Annotated in this window: 16 protein-coding genes; 4 read left to right on the top strand and 12 right to left on the bottom strand. The window is 66.8% G+C overall.

What is annotated here, in order from left to right:
* Window positions 1–118: 118 nt before the first annotated feature.
* Window positions 119–928 carry an SDR family NAD(P)-dependent oxidoreductase gene (locus G7026_RS06620; RefSeq protein WP_181069967.1) on the top strand — a complete coding sequence of 270 codons (810 nt, stop codon included), beginning with the start codon at window positions 119–121 and terminating at the stop codon, window positions 926–928.
* A 198-nt stretch (window positions 929–1,126) separates the two neighbouring features.
* On the opposite strand, the gene G7026_RS06615 is transcribed toward G7026_RS06620, so the two are convergent.
* Complete coding sequence (locus G7026_RS06615; RefSeq protein WP_181069966.1) at window positions 1,127–2,317, bottom strand: trans-sulfuration enzyme family protein; 1,191 nt, start codon at window positions 2,315–2,317, stop codon at window positions 1,127–1,129.
* Between the two features lie 97 nt (window positions 2,318–2,414).
* Entirely contained in the window at window positions 2,415–3,197 is a 783-nt protein-coding gene (locus G7026_RS06610; protein WP_181069965.1) for a MetQ/NlpA family ABC transporter substrate-binding protein, read from the bottom strand.
* Between the two features lie 465 nt (window positions 3,198–3,662).
* On the opposite strand from G7026_RS06610, the gene G7026_RS06605 reads away from it, so the two are divergent.
* Complete coding sequence (locus G7026_RS06605) at window positions 3,663–5,069, top strand: DegQ family serine endoprotease (protein ID WP_181069964.1); 1,407 nt, start codon at window positions 3,663–3,665, stop codon at window positions 5,067–5,069.
* 77 nt (window positions 5,070–5,146) lie between these two features.
* Here the strand turns inward: G7026_RS06605 and G7026_RS06600 are convergent, their stop codons facing one another.
* On the bottom strand, window positions 5,147–7,510 hold the full coding sequence (locus tag G7026_RS06600; protein WP_181069963.1) for a DNA polymerase II: 2,364 nt from the start codon (window positions 7,508–7,510) through the stop codon (window positions 5,147–5,149).
* A 182-nt stretch (window positions 7,511–7,692) separates the two neighbouring features.
* Between G7026_RS06600 and G7026_RS06595 the strand changes: the two genes are divergently transcribed.
* Window positions 7,693–7,938 carry a hypothetical protein gene (locus G7026_RS06595; protein ID WP_181069962.1) on the top strand — a complete coding sequence of 82 codons (246 nt, stop codon included), beginning with the start codon at window positions 7,693–7,695 and terminating at the stop codon, window positions 7,936–7,938.
* A gap of 105 nt (window positions 7,939–8,043) precedes the next feature.
* Here G7026_RS06595 and mepA read toward each other — a convergent pair whose 3' ends face one another.
* The 3 genes from mepA to G7026_RS06580 all read right to left on the bottom strand — a co-directional run bounded on the left by mepA (window position 8,044) and on the right by G7026_RS06580 (window position 12,519).
* Window positions 8,044–8,910, bottom strand: coding sequence for a penicillin-insensitive murein endopeptidase (gene mepA, locus G7026_RS06590; RefSeq protein ID WP_181069961.1), 867 nt, complete (start codon window positions 8,908–8,910; stop codon window positions 8,044–8,046).
* Window positions 8,910–10,088 carry an alpha/beta hydrolase family protein gene (locus G7026_RS06585; protein ID WP_219858338.1) on the bottom strand — a complete coding sequence of 393 codons (1,179 nt, stop codon included), beginning with the start codon at window positions 10,086–10,088 and terminating at the stop codon, window positions 8,910–8,912. Before G7026_RS06585 ends, mepA begins: the two co-directional genes overlap by 1 nt.
* Before the next feature lie 184 nt (window positions 10,089–10,272).
* Window positions 10,273–12,519: a DUF6351 family protein gene (locus G7026_RS06580; protein WP_219858337.1), complete on the bottom strand. Its 2,247-nt coding sequence runs from the start codon at window positions 12,517–12,519 to the stop codon at window positions 10,273–10,275.
* A 259-nt stretch (window positions 12,520–12,778) separates the two neighbouring features.
* Here G7026_RS06580 and G7026_RS06575 point away from each other — a divergent pair, with 259 nt between their 5' ends.
* Window positions 12,779–13,180, top strand: coding sequence for a DoxX family protein (locus tag G7026_RS06575; protein WP_181069960.1), 402 nt, complete (start codon window positions 12,779–12,781; stop codon window positions 13,178–13,180).
* A gap of 17 nt (window positions 13,181–13,197) precedes the next feature.
* Here G7026_RS06575 and G7026_RS06570 read toward each other — a convergent pair whose 3' ends face one another.
* The 6 genes from G7026_RS06570 to G7026_RS06545 form a co-directional block, all read right to left on the bottom strand.
* Window positions 13,198–14,403 carry an acetyl-CoA C-acyltransferase gene (locus tag G7026_RS06570; RefSeq protein WP_181069959.1) on the bottom strand — a complete coding sequence of 402 codons (1,206 nt, stop codon included), beginning with the start codon at window positions 14,401–14,403 and terminating at the stop codon, window positions 13,198–13,200.
* Between the two features lie 10 nt (window positions 14,404–14,413).
* Complete coding sequence (locus G7026_RS06565) at window positions 14,414–15,181, bottom strand: 3-hydroxyacyl-CoA dehydrogenase (RefSeq protein WP_181069958.1); 768 nt, start codon at window positions 15,179–15,181, stop codon at window positions 14,414–14,416.
* 127 nt (window positions 15,182–15,308) lie between these two features.
* Window positions 15,309–16,376 carry an AraC family transcriptional regulator gene (locus G7026_RS06560; RefSeq protein ID WP_181069957.1) on the bottom strand — a complete coding sequence of 356 codons (1,068 nt, stop codon included), beginning with the start codon at window positions 16,374–16,376 and terminating at the stop codon, window positions 15,309–15,311.
* Between the two features lie 57 nt (window positions 16,377–16,433).
* On the bottom strand, window positions 16,434–18,116 hold the full coding sequence (locus G7026_RS06555; protein WP_181069956.1) for a long-chain fatty acid--CoA ligase: 1,683 nt from the start codon (window positions 18,114–18,116) through the stop codon (window positions 16,434–16,436).
* On the bottom strand, window positions 18,113–18,907 hold the full coding sequence (surE, locus tag G7026_RS06550; protein WP_181069955.1) for a 5'/3'-nucleotidase SurE: 795 nt from the start codon (window positions 18,905–18,907) through the stop codon (window positions 18,113–18,115). The genes G7026_RS06555 and surE overlap by 4 nt, the downstream gene beginning before the upstream one ends.
* Window positions 18,904–19,974 (bottom strand): phosphotransferase, encoded by a 1,071-nt coding sequence (locus tag G7026_RS06545; protein ID WP_181069954.1) that lies wholly within the window; start codon window positions 19,972–19,974, stop codon window positions 18,904–18,906. The genes surE and G7026_RS06545 overlap by 4 nt, the downstream gene beginning before the upstream one ends.
* Between the last annotated feature and the right edge of the window lie 7 nt (window positions 19,975–19,981).

Raw genomic sequence — 19,981 nt, 5'->3', positions numbered from 1 at the left:
GCGGCGACTGCGAGATTTTGGAGAACCAGCGGCATCTGGCTGAAAGCTACCAGCACACGAGGGAGTTGTTCCCTGCCTGTCGAGTCAAAGGCTTATCACCTATGACGGAGTCGATGGCATGTCTGATATGAGCAAACCTTTAGCAGTCGTTACAGGCGCCTCAAGCGGGATCGGCCTTGAGCTAGCGAAGCAATTTGCACAAAACGGCTTCGACCTGTTGATCGCCTCTCGTGGTAGTGGCCTGGATGAAACGCGCCAGATGCTGCAAGCCTTGGGTGCACAGGTTGAAAGCATCGCGGTGGATTTGGGCACTTATGATGGCGTCAAGAAGCTATACGCCAAAGCCCGATCAATGAACCGGCCGGTAGAGGCAATCGCCATTAACGCGGGCGTAGGGGTGGGCGGAAGTTTCGTACCCGGAACGGAGGCCGCAACGACCCTTGAGAGTGAGCTCAATCTAATTCAGCTCAATGTGGTGTCCGTTGTTCACATCGCCAAAATGTTCGCCAAGGACCTGGTTGCGCAGGGCCATGGCCGCATGCTCTTTACCTCTTCCATCTCTGGAACGTCGCCAGTGCCATTCGAGGCGGTGTACGGGGCGTCCAAGGCCTTCGTACGCTCATTCGGCAATGCCATCGGCAACGAGATGAAAGGTACCGGGGTTCATGTCACGGTCCTGATGCCAGGCCCCACTGAAACCAACTTCTTCCATCGTGCCGGAGAGGACGACACGCAAGTCGGTTCCGCAGAGAAAAATGATCCTGCCCAGGTGGCTCGGCAAGGATTCGAGGCACTCATGGCCGGGCAGCCAGAAGTGTACGGGGGTGGTCCGGAGGTGAAGGAAGAAGGTGAAGGCGCCAACCGTACGGAATCTGAACAGCAGAAAGCGGAGCGCCATCGCCAGATGTCCGAGCCCGGCTCTGCTTGAACCGGGAAGGGAAGGCACGGGATGAGGATGGGCAACGCTATTCATGGCTGCGACCTCGTCCTCTTCGGAGCGCATAGACAGGTACTGTAGAGCGACTGCCCGATCGTTACGCGCCGTGGCTCCTTGCCGATCCGGATCGGCAGAAGCCACATGCACCCGCAGCCGGCGATCATGCAGACGAGGCGCCCGGCTCAGGGCTTACAACCGATCCAGCGCCCCGATGAAGTCAGCGACGATGTCCTGCGCATCCTCGATCCCCACCGACACACGGATCGTGCCGTCATGAATGTCCAGACTGCTCAGCGTCTCGGCCGAGAGGGCGCGGTGGGAGGTCTTGCCGGGGTGGGTGATGCTGCTGGCCACGCCAGCGAGCGACGGGGCGAAGGCGGTGCGTTGCAGGCCCTGGATCAGGGTGTCGACTTCCTCCAGCCCGCCCTCGAGGGTGAAGCTGAGCATGCCCGAGTAGCCCTTGCGAAACAGCCGTTTGGCCCGTTCGTGGTCCGGATGCGAGGGCAGGCCGGGGTAGTGGACCTTGGCGACCTTGGGATGCGCCTCCAGCGCTTCGGCCAGTTGCTGCGCGTTGTCAGAGTGGGCACGCATGCGCAGGGCCAGGGTCTTGGCGCCGCGGAAGGTCAGCCAGGCCTCGAACGGGCTGGCGCTGCCGCCGCTGTTGATCTGGAAGCGCCGCGCCTGGGCGACCCACTCGGCGTCGCCGACGATCACGCCACCGGTCGCATCGCTGTGGCCGTTGAGGTATTTGGTGGTGCTGTGCAGCACCAGATCGGCGCCGTCGGCGAGCGGCTGGTACAGCGCAGGCGAAAGGAAGGTGTTGTCCACCACGAGCTTCAGGTCCCGGGCCTTGGCCAGTTGGGCCAGGCCGGGCACATCGCTGATGCGCACCAGCGGGTTGGAGGCGGTTTCGGTGTAGATCAGTCGGGTGTTCGGCGTGATGGCGGCCTCGACGGCGGCCAAATCGTTGATGTCGACCAACGTGGCGCTGATGCCGAAGCGGGCGAGCTCCTTCTCGATCAGGCTTTGCGTGGTGCCGTAGAGCTCGCGGCTGGCGACCAGGTGGTCGCCCGCGCTCAGGCGGCCCAGCAGCGCCGCGCTGATCGCGGCCATGCCAGAGGCGGAGAATAGCGCCGCCTCGCCCCCTTCCAGTTCACATACCAGGGTTTCCAGCGCGGCGGTGTTGGGATTGCCCAAGCGGGTGTACATGTAGTTGTCGGGGTTGCCGGCGAGAAAGTCGTCGACCTGTGCGAGGGACTCGTAGACGAACACCGAGGTTTCGTAGATCGGCAGGCTCTTGGCGCGGGTGACCATCTTCTGGTCAACGTCGTTGCCGCTGTGCACCGCGCGGGTGGAAAGTCCTGGCTGCTGCTTGCTCATATCTCTTCCTTCGCAATGGTTCAGGGGCGCCCCTGGGCAGATGCAAAAACGCCGGCCTCTTGCGACCGGCGCCATGCAGGCTGAGCGCTCGGCTCGATCAGAACGCGGGCACGACCGCACCAGCGTAGCGCTTCTCGATGAAGGCTTTGACTTCCGGGCTGGTCAACGCGGCGGAGAGCTTCCTGATCGCCTCGCTGTCCCGGTTGTCCGGGCGGGCCACCAGGTAGTTCACGTAGGGCGAATCGCGGTCCTCGATCACCAGCGCGTCGGCGCCCGGGTCGAGCTTGGCTTCCAGCGCGTAGTTGGTGTTGATCATCGCCAGATCCACCTGATTCAGCACGCGCGGCAGCATGGCCGCCTCGAGTTCCCTGAATTTGAAGGCGCGCGGGTTATCGGCGATGTCGCGCGGCGTGGCCTGCGCATTGCTCGGGTCCTTGAGGGTCAGCAGGCCGGCTTTCTGCAGGAGCAGCAGGGCGCGACCGCTGTTGCTGCCTTCGCTGGGGATGGCGATGGTGGCGCCCTTGGGCAGCTCGTCCAGCGACTCGAAGCGGCTGGAATAGCCGCCGAAGGGCTCGACGTGCACGCCGGTGACGGTCACCAGGTCTGTGCCGCGGCTGCTGTTGAAGGTGTCCAGGTAGGGCTTGGTCTGGAAGTAGTTGGCGTCCAGCCGCTTCTGGCTGACCTGCATGTTGGGTTGCACGTAATCGGTGAACACCTTGATGTCCAGGTCGATGCCCTGCTCGGCCAGCTGCGGCTTGATCAGCTCGAGAATCTCGGCGTGGGGCACCGGGGTCGCGGCGATGGTGAGCGTTTCGCCGGCTTGCGCGAGGCTGATGGAAAAGGCAGCGGCCAATGCGGCCAGTAGCGAGGTCTTTTTCATGTCCATTGTTCTCGATGAGGAAGCCCCGGCTGGATCGCAGCCGCGCGGCGGAGGGATCGTTGGGCCTTCTTGGCCGTAACGAGACGACAGTACGGACTATAGTTATTCCAATAAAATATCGAATTGTTATTTTTATATGCTCAATATGAATAAGTTTAACGTTACGCCGTCCCCTGTACGCATGGGCCCAGCCAAAGTGGGGCTCCGTCAGCGCCATGGAAAACAGTGCTTACGTTTCCTTTACGTCGACTTCACACGATGCTGACCTTGTTAGGCGTAGAGTCTGGACCCAGGCTGACGAATCGACCTGCCCCCTTGGATGAGGGCACCGGCGCCCCCACATAGCCGTCATGCAGCGTTACGGTGTCGGTAACCCGTCCCTTTTCCGCCCGCGACACTTGCGTTGCGAATGGGGCACGTCAGTTTTCGCTCCAATCCTTGATCAGCGTGGGGAGACCAACCGCCATGTTACTTCGTAAACAATTGCTGGCCGTTACGGCAGGTGTCGTGATGCTCGGCCAGGCCCTTGTGGCCTATGCCGACCTGCCGGATTTCACACCGCTGGTGGAGAGTGCGTCGCCAGCGGTGGTCAACATCAGCACCAAGCAGAAAATGCCAGCGCGCGGCCCCGCGGCGCAGATACCGGACCTTGAAGGACTGCCGCCGGGCTTTCGCGAGTTCTTCGAGCGCAGTATTCCCAACCGTCCGGAACGCCAGCGCGAGGCCCAGTCGCTGGGCTCGGGGTTCATCATTTCCGAAGATGGCTACGTACTGACCAACAACCACGTGGTCGCCGACGCCTCCGAGATCATGGTGCGCCTGCCCGATCGCAGCGAACTGACCGCCAAGCTGGTCGGCGCCGACCCGCGCAGCGATGTGGCCCTGCTGAAGATCGAGGGCAACAACCTGCCGACGGTCAAGCTCGGCAAGTCCGATCAGCTCAAGGCCGGTGAATGGGTGGTGGCGATCGGCTCGCCGTTCGGCTTCGATCACACCGTCACCGCCGGCATCGTCAGCGCCACCGGGCGCACCTTGCCTAGCGAAAGCTACGTGCCCTTCATCCAGACGGACGTGGCCATCAACCCGGGCAACTCGGGCGGTCCGCTGTTCAACCTGAACGGTGAAGTGGTGGGCATCAACTCACAGATCTTCACCCGCTCTGGTGGCTTCATGGGCCTGTCGTTCGCCATCCCGATCGACGTCGCGATGGACGTGGCCGACCAGTTGCGCACCGAAGGCAAGGTCAGCCGTGGCTGGCTCGGCGTGGTGATCCAGGAAGTGAACAAGGACCTGGCCGACTCCTTCGGTCTGGACCGCCCGGCCGGTGCGCTGGTCGCGCAATTGCTCGAGGACAGCCCGGCGGCCAAGGGCGGCCTGCAGGTGGGCGACGTGATCCTGAGCATGGACGGCAAGCCGATCGAGATGTCCAGCGACCTGCCGCACCTGGTCGGCGCGCTCAAGCCAGGCAGCGTGGCACGGTTCGCCGTGGTCCGCGACGGCAAGCGCCAGACCCTGAACGTCACCATCGGCGCCCTGCCCGATGACGACGAAGTGGTCGCCGGCAGCGGTGCGCCGGGTGGCGCCCAGCAGAGCAGCAACCGCCTCGGGGTCACCGTGGGCGAGCTGAGCCCGGAGCAGAAGAAGTCTTTCGATCTGCGTGGTGGCGTGGTGGTGCGCGAGGTCGGTGACGGGCCAGCCATCGAAATCGGCCTGCGTCCGGGCGACGTGATCACTCACCTGAACAACCAGGCAATCGACTCGGTAAAATCCTTCCGCAGCATCGTCGACAAGCTGCCGGCCAAGCAGTCGGTGTCGATGCGGGTACTGCGCCAGGGCCGTGCGAGCTTCATCACCTTCCGCCTGCCGGACTGACCGGCAGTCTTTCACGGCACGACAAAGGCCCGCCTCGCGCGGGCCTTTCTTCTTTGGCCGGCGCCTGGCCAAGCCCTCTAGAACAATCCCATCTGGGTATCGATCAGGCTGGCGAAGTCGTCGCCCACGAATGGCAGGATCGCATCGGCGACCGGTTGCAGCTGGCGGCTGATGTAGTGGTCGTAGTCGATGGCGGCACGGCGGATCTCCAGCGGCTCGGGACCGGCGGTAGTGATCACGTAGCTGATCCAGCCACCGCTCTGGTACTGACGCGGACGCCCCTGGCGGTCGTTGTACTCGTCGGCCAGACGCGCCGCGCGCACGTGGGGCGGGACGTTGCGCTGATAGTCGTCGAGGCGGCGGCGCAGGCGCTTGCGGTAGACGAGCAGGTCGTCCAGCTCGCCGGCCAGGGTCTGGCGCACATAGTCGCGCACGTAATCCTGGTACGGCTCGCCATCGAAGATGCGCCGGTACAGCGTCTGCTGGAACTGCTGGGCCAGGGGCGACCAGTCGGTGCGCACGGTTTCCAGCCCCTTGAAGACCATCGACTCGCTGCCGTCGGCGCGCCTGACCAGCCCGGCGTAGCGCTTCTTGCTGCCCTCCTCGGCGCCGCGGATGGTTGGCATCAGAAACCGCCGGAAATGGGTCTCGAACTGCAGCTCCAATGCACTGTGCAAGCCCAATTCCTGCGCCAGCCGTTCGCGCCACCAGGCATTGATCTCGGCCACCAGCGTCTGCCCGATGCGCGCGGCATCGGCCTCCTCGTGGGGCCGACCGAGCCAGACGAAGGTGGAGTCGGTATCGCCATAGATCACCGCATGGCCACGAGCTTCGATCAGCTCGCGGGTGCAGCGCATGATCTCGTGGCCGCGCAGGGTGATGGACGAGGCCAGGCGCGGATCGAAGAAGCGGCAGCCGCTGGAACCGAGCACGCCATAGAAGGCGTTCATGATGATCTTCAGCGCCTGGGACAGCGGCTTGTTGCCTTCGCGCTTGGCCGCCTCGCGGCCCTCCCACACCCGCTCGACGATGGCCGGCAGGCAGTGCCGGGTGCGCGAGAAGCGTGCGCCGCGAAAGCCGGGCACCGAGGCCTCGTCGCTGGGCTCGCGCAGGCCTTCGACCAGCCCGACCGGGTCGATCAGAAAGGTGCGGATGATCGATGGATAGAGGCTCTTGTAGTCGAGCACCAGCACCGAGTCGTAAAGGCCAGGGCGCGAATCCATGACGAAACCGCCAGGGCTCGCCTCGGGCCTGCGCTCGCCGAGGTTCGGCGCGACGAAGCCCTGGCGGTGCATCGCTGGCAGGTAGAGGTGCTCGAACGCAGCCACCGACCCGCCGCTGCGGTCGGCCGCCAGCCCGGTCACGCTGGCGCGTTCGAGCAGGAAGCTCAGCAGCTCGGTCTTCTCGAAGATGCGCGTCACCAGCTCGCAGTCCTTGAGGTTGTAGCGCGCCAGGGCGGGCTTGTCCTCGGCGAACATGCGGTTGATCTCGTCCATGCGCTGGTAGGGGTTGTCGATCGCCTTGCCTTCGCCGAGCAGCGTCCGCGCGACGTTCTCCAGGCTGAACGAGGGGAAACTCCAGGTGGCCGAGCGCAGCGCCTCGATGCCATCGATGATCAACCGCCCCGCCGCCGCGGCGAAGAAATGGTTGCTGCGCGCGCCGTGCTCGCGCCACTCCATGGGCTGCTCATCACGCCCCAAACGCAGGGGAATCTTCAGCAGCTGGGCGTGCTCGTGGAGTACCCGCAGGTCGAACTGCACCAGGTTCCAGCCGATGATCGCGTCGGGGTCGTGGGTGGCCAGCCAGACGTTGAGCCGTTCGAGCAGCTCGCCGCGGCTGTCGCAGTAGTCGAGGTCGAAATCGACCTCCGCGTCCTCCCCGTTGGGCGGGCCGAGCATGTACACCTGCCGCTGGCCGCAACCCTGCAGTGCGATGGAATAGAGCTGGCCGCGCGCGGTGGTCTCGATGTCCAGCGAGACCAGCTTCAGGCGCGGCCGATAGGACGACGTCGGCCGGAGCTGGGCGACCATCAGCGTGCCGTTGGCAGTGGCCTGAGCTTCGAAACCGACCGGCGCGGTGATGAAGCGCTCCATCAGATAGCGCTCCGGCGGACGCACGTCGGCTTCGTAGACATCCACGCCCGCGGCGCGCAAGCGCTTTTCCAGTTGCAGCAGCTGGCGGTACTGGCGGCAGTACAGGCCGAGCACTGCGCGCTGACGAAAATCGCGCAGCTCCAGCGAACGCAGCTCGACGCCGCGTTCGCCACGCAGCACGGCTTCGGCGGCGTCGCGCTGCGTGGCCGGAATGAAAGCGGTGGACACCTGCTCCGGCACCCGGACGCGCCGCGGCCCGTCATCGGTCGCCAGCCAGAACTCGACTTCGGTGCCTGCCGGCGTGTCGCGCCAATGGCGGGTAAGGACGAAGCCTTGCTGTTGATTCACGCCGTTTTCCTGGGAGCGATGGAGGCCGCCGATTGTAGCGAGCCTTGCCCGCCGTCACCCGGGCTCGACGATGATCGGATCGATAGTGTTGATATTCACTAGTGATCCTCTGCGTTTCTCATGCGTGCGATCGGCCGCCACCATTGGCACCGAAGTCACCGACAACCCTTGAGGAACCCATCATGAGCAAGCACGTCATCGCATCCCTGATCATCGCCGGCCTGGCCGGTAACGCCTTCGCCGCCACGGCGGACACCACCGTCACCACCACCCAGACGGCTCGCCTCGAGGCAAGCCGTGCCGAGCCGGACCGGCAGGACATCGAACTGGCCGAGGCGCGCACCGCCGACGACGCGAAGGCAGAACGCAGCGCCTCGCGCGTCGAGTTCCGCAAGGACCGCCAAGGCCTGCCGCGCTGGTGGAACTGAACCACCGCTGCAACCCATCAAGGGCGCCGATGGCGCCCTTTTTCATGCCTGGTTACGGCCGATGTAGCCGTCGCACCGCGGCTGGCTTCGACCAACCCGATCCCGCTATTGCTCGAGCACGGCGGCGCAGGCTGGCGGCAGGCGCCGCACCGGGCTGGCTTCGACCAGCGGACGCGGCGTCGGCAGGATCGCTGCGCAGCCGTCGCCTGCCGGGGGCTCGGGCTGGTCGACGCATTCCTTCTGGTCCGCCGGGCAGCGCAGGCGCACGTGCAAATGTTCGTCGTGCCAGGGCCAGGGGCGGATGCGCCGCAGCCAGGAGCGGTCGTCCCACTCGCGCTCGCACAGGTCGCGCTTGACCGCGCCGTCGACGAAGATCCTCGCCACGCGCGGATCGTCCGCGGCCAGGCGGATCAGCTCGGCATGTTGATCGGTCCAGCGCGCGTCCAGCCGGGCGGTTCTCGGGTCGACCAGGATCGGCTGTTCGAGCCCTTCCCGCTCGCTGCGCTCGAGTTGCGGCAGGTCCAGGCGAAACCAGATGTCCACGTCCAGCCCGCTCTGGTGGCTGACGTGCCCGTAGCTCATCGGCCCGCCGCGAGGCTGGGCCATGTCGCCCACCAGTATTGGGCCGAACCCGGCGTCGGCGACGCGGCGACCGAGGATCTGGATGTAGTCCAGCAGCTCGGGATGACCATAGTGACGGCGGCGCTCCAGATCGACGGCCTGGTAGCCGACACCCTCGGCCGGCAGCTGCTGAGCACCGATCAGGCAGGCGGCCCCGTGGTGGCCGATGACGCGCGGCGGGCCCACCAGCGGGCCCGGGACCTCGGACCAGTCCCTGGCGAGCGCGTCGGATGCCGGCAGCAGGCAGGCTGTAGCAATCGCAAGCGCTGCCGGAGCGGCACGCCCGTTGCCGCGCCAAGGGTCAAAGAGACGGCGAAGGGGCGCGGCGGCCCCGGTGATCGTTGCCTTCATCAGCGCTCCTGTTCGCCGAGCCATTCGAGCCCCGGGCGGTAGAGCATGTCATGTTCGCCGTCGAACAGAATCAGCTCGGCAAGCCCGGATTTGAGGTGCAGCAGCACGGGCGCGTCGGCTTCGTCGAAGCGAGCATGGTCCTCCTGCGCATGGATCGAGCGTTCCTTGAGCGCGTCGGGAACCCTGCGGTCGGCCATGAGCTGGTCGATCTGCTCCTGGGAGATGCGGTCCGCTTCGTCGGCCAGGTCGTTGTAGGCGTGCAGCGCTTGCTCCGGCGGCACCGTCTGGTCGCCGATGCCGTGAGCGATGCGTACCCGCACCTTGCCGGCCGCGTCTTCGATCCGCGACTTCGCACTGCGCTTGGCGCACTCATCGTGCGCGTCGGTGCCCGGCGTCGGCTCGCCGCCGCAGGCCTGGGCGATTTCCTCGGCATATTTCTCGCCACGCTCGGCATTCCATTGATACCAGCTGACCAGGTCGTACACCGGGACCCACAGCGAGACGCCGGCGAACAGATCGGGGTTGCGGCTGGCCAGGTGCATCGCGTTGAGCGCGCCTCCCGAATAGCCGAGCAGATAGATGCGCGAACGGTCGATGCTGGCATTGTCCAGCGCATAGTCGAGCGCATCCTGCATGTCGGCGATCGCCAGATCCGAGGCGGTGGATTCCGGGCGGCCGTCGTTCTGCCCGCGAAAATTGGGGTGCATGAATACCCAGTCGTTGGCCACCGCGAACTGGCCAAGCGGAATGTCGATGTTCTGCAGGTAATCGGTGCTCCAGCTGTGCAACACCAGCAGCAGCGGCTTCTCTCGCTCGGAACCGGAGTCGTAATACAGCGCCGGCTGCGAGGCATCGTCGGCCGAGGAAGCAATCTCGATGCGCTCGATCTCCGGCGCCTGTTCGCGCCAGGTGTCGCGGTCGGCGTCGGCCAGCTCGCCCGGATAGCGGGTCACACGCAGGTGCTCGCTGGGGTATTGCAGGCCCGCGGTGTCGCGACTGTCCTGGGTCACGGGTTGTTCGGCGCCAGCCGACGGCTGGTCCGATGTGCCCGGTTCGCTGTCGCCACAACCGCCGAGCAGCGTCAGTGTCAGCGCCAGCACCGGCAGGCACCAGCGGCGCAGCCTCGGGGCGTTTTCGGTTTCGGGCAGCGCACCCGTCATGGGAAGGGAGCAGTACATCGGCAAGACTCCTGGCTCGGCTATCGTCGTTCGGACCGCAAGGCGCCCGATCGAATCGGTCCCTTTTTGCGACCCTGGCCGCCAGCCCGCCGTTCACCGCACCAGGCGCCCTCGGCGTCCGGACAGGTAACAAAATCATGCAGGGCTCCGGGGCAGGCGGCCACCGCCCGCCCCGGGCTCGACTTCAGCGGCCCGGCCGAGCCGCGTCGCGCACGTAACGCCCTTCGCCGAGATACCGCAGCCAGGTGCCGGCCAGCGGTTGCTGGCCGACGCCAGGTGCCTCCCAGTCGCAGACGCCGTTGGGGAAGATGCGGATCAGACGGGCGTATTCGTCAGGATCGAAGCTCACCTGATAATCGCGCTCATCCACCGGGCGCAGCTGGCATTTGATGACATCCGAGGCCAGCGGCCCGCCGGCGACCATTCGCGGCGAGGGAAACGCCGGGTACAGGTCGTTGCATGCCGAGGTGCCGCGGCCGCCGAAGGTCTGCGGTTCAGCGATGAAGCTCGGCTGTTCGTCGCGCGTCCAACAGCCGTCCTGCAGGTCGGCCGGCTTGTTGCGCACCACCTTCTCGGCCCGCGCCGCGCTGCCCGGGTCAGCCGCTATGGCGGCCAGCCAGCGGTCCATCGCTTCCAGCGCGCGGTCCTGGATGTAGGCGGTACGGGCGGTGCGGGTTTCGCCTTCGGGATAGCCCGCCCCGCCACTCCACATCACGTGGTTGTCGATGTGGCCGTTGGCCTCGCGCAGCCGCTCGCGGGTGGAGAAGTGGTGAAACTTCAGGTGAATGTCGCCGCCCGGTTCGAGATCCGTGTACATCAGGTCGTAATCGAGGATCGGCATTTCCGACAGCCCGGCGCCGCCATAGAGCAGCCGGCCAGTCTGATACGCCGCCCTCGTGGCCTGGCGGTCGGCGACCATCCGCTGTTCGGTGAAGTTGGCGTCGATGCCCAGCCCGCCGATGTTTTCGTTCAGATCGAGGAATTGCGCCTTGCTGATCTGCCCGGCGTTGAGCGCCTCCAATCCATACTGGATGCCGACATTGTCCAGCGGCCGGCGGGCGAAGCCCGTGCGCGGGTCGCGACCGTAGCTGTTCACCGCGTGATCGTAGACTGTCGCCCGGGCGCCGTCGGGGTTGTTCAGCGGGTGATAGCGCTCTGCTGCCGGTACCGAGGCGTCGAATTCGGCCGAGGCGCGGCCATCATCGCGACCGGGCACCGGGTCGATGCGCGCGGCGCCGTTGTCCAGATTGCCGATGGTGTTGAACTGGGCAAAGCCCGAGACGGCCCGAAGCTGCTCCGGCGCCCAGGCAACCTCGGTGGTCTTGGCGTAATGCAGCAGCAGGCGCGAGTCGGCAAGGGTGTGCACGGTGCCGAAGCCGACCTCGGGGAAGCTGCACATCGGGATGATGCCGTCGAGCAGGCCCGGGTAGTTGTCGCCCATCTGATGCTGCTGATAGGAGCCACCCGAGCAGCCCCAGCCGATGGTGTAGCGCGGCGGCCCGTAGGCCTCAATGAAGCGCTCCTTGACCATCATCATGGTCTCGGCGGCGAGCAGGTCGTCGCACTGGTTGCCGAACACATTCAGCGACGCCGAGGCGGTGGCGAAGCCGCGCGAGAGATGGCGGTCGTCGAGCACGCCGCCGGTGCTGTTGCCCTGGCGGTACCAGCCCGACCGACAGCCGCCGCCGAAGGTGTAGACCAGCCGGCCGTTCCAGGCGCCGTCGCGCAGGTCGATGCCCGGCCCGGGCCGTGCGGGGTCATCGAGCACGGCGGTCTGGTAGATCGCGCGGTTGAGGGTGCCGGTCTCCAGTCGCACCACGTAGGGCACGGTGTTGCCGTCGAGGGTGGTCGTGGTGGCTAGATCGCCCGGCGGCACGGCCGGGTCGTAGCGGGCGAACCGCCCCTGGGTGTTGCGATAGACGTAGTCCACCCGTCGCGCCACGGTGCAGTTCTCGTCCAGCGCAGGGCCCAGTTTACCGCCGCCCGGATAGACCTCGAATTCCTCCGTCTCGCACATGAAGGGCTGCTGCTTGGGACCGGAAAACACCGGGCCCGACAGCGGATGGCTGGTCAGCATCAGCCCCTTGGCTCCGACACCGGGCGCGGTGGCCATCAGCATGTTGGCGCCCGGACGCAGGCCCTCGACCAGGCCGGTCAGCACCCGACCATCGACCGATGGGTTGAAGGCGGCCGTCACGTCTGCGCCGTTGAGCAACACGCGCACGCCTTCGCCCGAGGCAGAAGACGGCAGGGTGATGCGGATCAGGGCATCGTCGCCGGTGAGCTTGTCCGCGCGGCTGGACAGACTCTCGACCTGGATACGCGACGCGGGCGCGTTCTGGGCGTGGGTGGTGGCGGTGAAACAGAGGGCCAGGGCAAGGGGCGTCAGCCCGTAGCGCAACGCGCGCAGGGAACCCGTTGTTATTGTCATGGGTGTTCCTCGGTCTTGTTGTCGGAGGTCGCCTCCTGCGTCGAGTCGTGCTGCCTGCAAGATTCAAGCGTAGAAGTCGGCCTTCGGTTCGCAACGGCCAGGCGGCGCCAACCGTCGGCCAGGCCGTAAAGATGCCAGCCGCAAGCAGCCGGGCTGCGGACCCAATCACCCGTTCCAATGCGGGGTGGTCTATAACGACCAGAGCAGTCACCGAATCGGCACCCGGGCAAGCGCCCGCCCATCAATCAGCGAGGAAGGCATGAATACCGAAGACACTGGAAAACTGGTTCTGCGCGTGGCGCTTGGCCTGCTCATCCTGCTGCACGGCATCTTCAAGCTGCAGCACGGCGTCGGCGCGATTGCCGGCATGCTCACCGGACATGGCCTGCCAGGTGTGTTCGCCTATGGGGCCTATGTCGGCGAGGTGCTGGCCCCGGCCTTGATGATCGTCGGCTTCTACACCCGCATCGCCGCGCTGGTGGTGGCGATCAACATGATCGTGGCGCTGGCCTTGGCGCATGCGAATGAAATCTTCGCGCTGAACTCGATGGGTGGCTCCGCCATCGAGCTGCAGGCGATGTTCCTGTTTACCGCGGTCGCCGTTGCCCTGCTCGGCGCTGGCCGGCTGAGCGTCGGCGGTGTGCACGGCCGCTACAACTGAGCGGCCACACCTGGACGCTAATCGATTCGCTCGATCGCCACGGCGGTAGCCTCGCCGCCGCCGATGCACACGGATGCCACGCCTCGCTTGAGTCCGTGATGGCGCAGCGCGTGCAGCAGAGTCACCAGCACCCGCGCGCCCGAGGCACCGATCGGGTGGCCCAGGGCGCAGGCCCCGCCATGCACGTTCAGCCGCTCGTGGGAGATGTCCAGCTCGCGCATGGCCGCCATCGGCACCACGGCGAAGGCCTCGTTGATCTCGAACAGGTCCACCTCGGATAACACCCAGCCGGTACGTTCGAGCAAGCGGTTGATCGCACCCACCGGCGCGGTGGTGAAGAGATTCGGCGCCTGGGCCACCGAGGCGTGACCGGCGATGCGTGCGAGCGGCGTCAGCCCCAGGGCTTCGGCCTGGGACAGGCGCATCAGCACCAAAGCCGCGGCGCCATCGGAAATGGAGCTGGCGTTGGCAGCGGTTACGGTCCCACCGTCGCGAAAGGCCGGCTTGAGGCTGGGAATCTTGTCCGGGCGCGCCTTGGGCGGTTGCTCGTCTTCGCTCACGGTGACCTGCTCGCGGCCGGCAGCGGTTTCCACCGCGACGAGCTCGTCGGCGAACAGTCCCTCGCGCATCGCGCGCTGGGCCCGCTCCAGGGAGGCGATGGCGTAACCGTCCTGCTGCTCGCGGGTGAAGGCGTATGCCGATGCGCATTCTTCGGCGAAGGTGCCCATCAGCCGGCCCTTGTCGTAGGCGTCTTCCAGCCCGTCGAGAAACATGTGGTCCAGCACCCGCCCATGGCCCATGCGGTAGCCGGAGCGCGCCCGCTCCAGCAGATACGGCGCGTTGGACATGCTTTCCATGCCGCCGGCGACCACCACCTCGGCGCTGCCGGCCAGCAGGGCGTCGAACCCCGACATCACCGCCTTCATGCCCGAGCCGCACATCTTGTTCAGCGTCGAGCAGGGCACCCCTTGCGGCAGCCCGGCGCCCAAGGCCGCCTGACGCGCCGGGGCCTGGCCCTGCCCGGCCTGCAGCACGCAGCCCATGATTACCTCGTCGATGCGCTCGACCGGCACGCCGGCACGCTGCACCGCCGCGCGAATGGCCGCAGCACCGAGCTCGGCGGCCGTCGCTCCCTTGAGCGCGCCGAGAAAGCCTCCCATGGGCGTGCGCATGGCGCTGACGATGACGATGACGATGACGACCGGATCGTTGTTCGTGTTCATCTTGTCCCCTTCACTTGGCTGCCATGCGCAGGGCGCCATCCAGGCGGATGACCTCCCCGTTGAGCATGGGGTTCTCGACGATGTGCCGCACCAGCACGGCGAATTCCTCGGGCCGACCCAACCGTGGCGGGAACGGCACGTTGGCCGCCAGCGAGTCCTGAACCTCCTGGGGCATGCCAGCCATCATCGGCGTCTGGAAGATGCCCGGGGCGATGCACATCACCCGAATCCCCGAGCGGGCCAGCTCACGGGCGGCTGGCAGGGTGAGACCGGCGACGCCGCTTTTGGACGCGGCATAGGCCGCCTGGCCGATCTGCCCGTCGAAGGCGGCGACCGAGGCGGTGTTGACGATGACCCCGCGCTCGCCGTCCGCCCCGGGCTGCCCCTGGGCCATCGCCTCGCTGGCCAGGCGCAGCATGTTGAAGGTACCGATCAGGTTGACCTCGATGACCTGGCGAAAGCGCTCCAGCCCATGCACGCCATTGCGCCCGAGGATCTTTTCGGCCGGCGCGATACCGGCGCAGTTGACCAGCCCGTGCACGGCGCCGAAAGCGTCCAGCGCTGCCGCCACCGCCTGCGCTGCATCGGCCTCCCGGGTGATGTCGGCCCTGACGAAGCGCGCGGATTGCCCGAGCGTCTCGGCAGCCGCCTGGCCGCGCGCCTCGTCGATGTCGACCAGCACGACGCGTCCGCCCTGCCCGGCCAGTTCTGTCGCCGTGGCGAGGCCCAGCCCGGAGCCTGCACCGGTGATGAGAAATGTCCTGCCGTCGATCTGCATGCTTGCCTCCCGCGCGATGAACCGGATTTCCAGTATGGCCCGGATATTCGCCTCGCCCTGCCGGCCTGCCAATGGCCGAACGCCTCGAACGGGGTGAGAGGTTTTGACAGTGGGCGCAGGTGCGCGGTCAGTCCGCTGCGGGTACGCCCAGCAGCGCCCGATAGCGGCCCGGCGTCGAGCCGGTCCACTTCTTGAAGGCCTTGTGGAAGGCGCTCGCGTCGGCAAAGCCCAAATCCTGCGACAGCTGCGCCAGGTTGCCCTCGCCCCGGGCGAGGTGTTCGAGGGCCAGGTCCCGGCGCAACTGATCCTTGAGCCGCTGGTAGGACTGTCCTTCAGCGGCGAGCTTGCGCTGCAGGGTGGACGGGGCCACGTGGAACTGCGCGGCCAGCGCCTCGATGTCCGGCCAGTCGTTGGCATCGAGCCGGCGCAGCTGCTGTCGGACCCGCGCGCCGAGGCCCTGCGGGTCGCGGTAACGGACCAGGATGTTGCCCGGCGCCCGGGCGAGGAAGCGCTCCAGCTCGGCCGCGCTGCGCCGCACCGGCTGGCCGAGGCAGTCGACGTTGAGCAGTAGGCGGCTTTTGGCACGGCCGAAGCGCAGATTGTCGGTGAACTTGACGCGATAATCGTCGAGACGGCGCGGCGCCTCGCCTTCGAGGTCGATGCCGAGGATCGACAGATGACGCCCCGCCAACCAGCAAGCCAGGCCGTGGATGATCATCCACAGGGTGAAGCAGGTGAAGGCACGCGGGAGATGGCCGGCGCGGTGATCGAGAACGATCTCGGCCAGGCCGTTGCCGCGCTCGAGCCGCGGCGCCAGGTCGTCCAGCGACAGGCGCAGAAAGGCGAGCATGGTCTCCAGCGCCTCGCCGAGGCTGGCCGCGCTCTGGGCGACGCGGGCCATGAAGGCGAAGCTGCCGGCCTTCAGGCCGCGGCTGTCCATGCCGAAGAATTCGTCGTCGAGCAGCCGGGCGCTGAGCCGCCACAGCCGCGCATAGGCCTGGGCGGTTACCCTCGCCTCGCCTTCGGCTAACGGTGACTCGATCCCGGCCACCCGCAGCAGGGCCGCGCCGTCATGGCCGCGCCGTTCGATGTCCAGCAGCGCCTCGGCCACCAGCTGGACCGAGATGGTGCCCTTGTGTAGTCGCTCGCCGGTCCGGGCGAGGGGGCGTTCGAGAGATTCAGCACGACCAGCCAACCGGGGCCTCCAAGGCAGTTGCCGGAGCGAAAGGCTTATCTAATCACGCCCGGCGGCTCAGGAGGTGGCGCGCAGCGCCTGGCGGGCATCCTCTTCCTGCTGCAGGGCGCGCCACATCAGCTTGCCGGTGGAGGAACGCGGCAGCGACTGGCGAAACTCCACCACCGCCGGCACCTTGTAGGCGGCCATTTCCTGCCGGCACCAGTCGATGATGTCCTGCTCGCCGACCTGGCCGACCCGCTCCGGGCGCAGCACTACGCAGGCCTTGACCGTCTCGCCACGGCGCGGGTCGGGCGTGGCAATGATGCAGCACTCCTGGATTGCCGGATGGCGGTACATCAGGCTCTCCACTTCCGACGGCCAGACCTTGAACCCCGAGGCGTTGATCATCCGTTTGACCCGGTCGACCATGAAGAAGTAGCCCTCTTGGTCGTAGTAGCCCAGGTCGCCGGTACGAAAGAAGCGCTTGCCGTCCAGCTCGATGAAGGCCTGCGCCGTCTCTTCGGGGCGGTTCCAGTAGCCTTCGAACAGCTGCGGCCCGTGGCTGACGATCTCGCCTACCTCGTTGGGGCCGAGCTCCTCGAGGCTGGCGACGTCGATGATGCGGCTGTCGACGTCGAACACCGGGATGCCCAGGCACTGCGGCTTGGGCCGCTCGGCCGGATTGATGTGGGTCGCGGCGATGGTTTCGGACAGCCCGTAGCCTTCGATGTAGTGCAGCCCGGTCAGGCGCTGCAGCTTCTCTTCCACCGCGCTCGGCATCGCCGCGCCGCCGCCGCCGATGCTTTTCAGGCTCGACAGGTCGTAGCGCTCGATATCCGGGTCGGAGAGGAAGTCGATGGCCATGGTGGCGATGTTGATCCAGGCGTTGATGGCGTAGCGCTCGATCAGCTGCGCCGCCACCTGGCGATTCCAGCGGGTCATGACCACGCTGGTGCCGCCCAGATAGATCGGCCCGTTCATCGCGCCCTGCATGCCGGTGACATGAAAGAACGGCAGCGTGGCGAGGATCACCGTTTCCGAGGTGCTGCCGTTCCACACCAGCCGGTGCACCGTCGTGGCCATCGCCGAACGGTGGGTATGCACGCAGCCCTTGGGCGCGCCGGTGGTGCCGGAGCTGTAGGGGAACACGCAGTGGTCGTCCGGCCCGGCCAGGTGCGCCGAAGGCCGATGTCCGGCCGCGAGCGCGTCCTGCCAGGCGATGGCGCCCTCGAACGCGGTGAACGGCGACTCGTCGGTGAGTTCGGGCGGCAGCGCCAGGTCGGTGGGCTGGCGCAGGTACTCGCGGTAGGCGGTGACGATCACGTGCCGCAGCTGCGCCTGGCCCACCAGCGGCGCGATGAAGCCGGTCAGCTCCTGACCGCAGAGGCAGACGGCGGCACCGGTATCGGCCAGGTAGTGCTCCAGCTCCGCGCTGTGGTTCATCGGGTTGACCGGCACCACCACCGCGTCGGCCCTGAGGATGGCGTAGTAGGCGATGGTGAACTGCGGCGCGTTCTGCATGTAGAGCAGCACCCGATCGCCACGACCGACGCCCAGATGCTGCAGGTAACCGGCCAGCGCCTCGACCTCGCGCAGCAGCTCGGCGTAGCGGATGCGGGTGTCGTAGTAGACGATCGCGGTCTTGTCCGGAAAACGCCTCGCGGAGATTTCCAGGTTGGTGAACAGGCTGGTCTGCGGGACCGACAGGGTCTTGGGTAGCTGGCGCGGCCAGACGCCGTAGTGGCGTTCGAATCTCATCGTGACGTCTCCCGTTCAAGGTCGGCCAGGCGCTGTTCCTGGCCCCATTCGAGCCAGCCGCGGGTATCGCGCAGCGGCGTGATGGCAACGCAGCGATCGCGCAGTGCGGTGACGTCCGCATCCGGCGCGACGATCTGCGTCGATGAGCGTTCGAAGCCCAGCCACCAGTAAGGCAGCCCGCGGGCATCCCGACCGGCCAGCAGCCGCGGCGCGCGGATAGAGCCTCGCGCCTGGCGCGCCATGCGCAGCTGGCTGATCTCGGTTGCCGGACAGGCCGGAAAATTCAGGTTCCAGCAGCAGCCGTCGGCTTCGCGGCGCGCCCAGAGCGCGCGGATCAGATTGCCCGCATAGCGCTGCACCGGCGACCAGTCGATGGCGGCTCGATCGATAAATGCCTGGCTCAGGCCGATCGCCGGCAACCCGAGCAGATCGGCGCTGAGCACCGCCCCGATGGTCCCGGAATAGGGCACCGAGTCGGCGATGTTGGCGCCGCTGTTGATGCCCGAGAGCACGAGATCCGGCGGTGTGTCGCGCAGGAACTCGGCCATGGCGAACATGATGCAGTCCGACGGGGTGCCGGACACCGCGTAACGGCGCTCGCCGTGGGCGAACACCCGCAAGGGCGCATGCAGCGAAATGCCCTGGCCGGTGCCGCTCTGGTCATGTTCGGGCGCGACCACCCAGACCTCTTCGGCCAGTTCGGCGGCGAGCCGCTCGAGCAACGCGAGGCCCGGCGCGGCGATGCCGTCATCGTTGGTCAGCAGGACACGGCGCAGCAGGGGGTAGCTCATGGCGAAAGGACTCCGTTGCCGCGTTGGGCGATGGCCCAGCCCGCTTCGGCGAGGATGCCGGCACGTTTGCCGACGTCCAGCGCATCAGCGTTGCTGGCGTTGCCCTGCAGCGCGCGGGCGTAGACGCCCTGGACGATGGCCGCCAGGCGGAACAGGGAAAAGGCGAGGAACACGTGCCAGTCGTCGATGCCGTCGCGCCCGCTTTGCTGGCAGTAACGATCCAGCAGTTCGCCCTCGCTCGGCACGCCCAATGCGGCGAGGTCGAGGCCGACCAGGCCGCGCATGCCTTCGTGTTCGCAGTGCAGGTGATAGGGCAGGCAGTAGTAGGCAAGATCCGACAGCGGGTGCCCGAGAGTGGACAGCTCCCAGTCGAGGATCGCCGTCACCTGCGGCCCATCGCCGGCCAGCATCAGGTTTCCCAGCCGGTAGTCGCCGTGGGCGATGGCGGTTTCGTCGCGCGCCGGCGACTGGTCCTGCAGCCAGGCCATGAGCTTGTCCATGGCCGGCATGTCGCCGGTGCGCGAAGCCTCGTACTGGCCGCTCCAGCGTTTGACCTGGCGCGCCATGTAGCCCTGGGGCTTGCCGTAGTCGGCCAGGCCGATCGCCTGCACATCGACCCGGTGCAGCGCGGCCAGGGTGTCGATGGCGGCGAAGTGGATCGCCCGTCGCTCGCCCTGCTCGGCTTCGCGCAAGGCGGGATGGGGCAATACCCGCCCGTCGACGAAATCCATCACGTAGAAGGGCGTGCCGATGATGCCCTCGTCTTCGCAGAGCACATGGGCAGCCGGCACCGGTACCGCGCCCTGCTCATCCAGGGCACTGATCACCCGGTACTCGCGCTCGACCATGTGCGCCGACGGCAGGATCCTGCCTGGCGGCTTCTTGCGCAGCACATAGCGCCTGCCGGCGGTTTCCAGCAGAAAGGTAGGGTTCGACTGGCCGCCCTGGAACTGGCGGATCACCAGTTCATCGCCCATTTCCGGCAGCCGTCCGCGCAGGTAGGACGCCAGCGCCGCCTCGTCGAAGCGATGGGCCGGCAGGACGTCAATCAACTCTGGTCCGTTCATGGCGCCC

This window comes from Stutzerimonas azotifigens (genome assembly GCF_013522725.1).
Taxonomy (GTDB): Bacteria; Pseudomonadota; Gammaproteobacteria; order Pseudomonadales; family Pseudomonadaceae; genus Stutzerimonas; species Stutzerimonas azotifigens_A.
The sequence above is the reverse complement of the archived record's forward strand: the minus strand, read 5'-3'. Positions and strand labels throughout refer to the sequence as shown.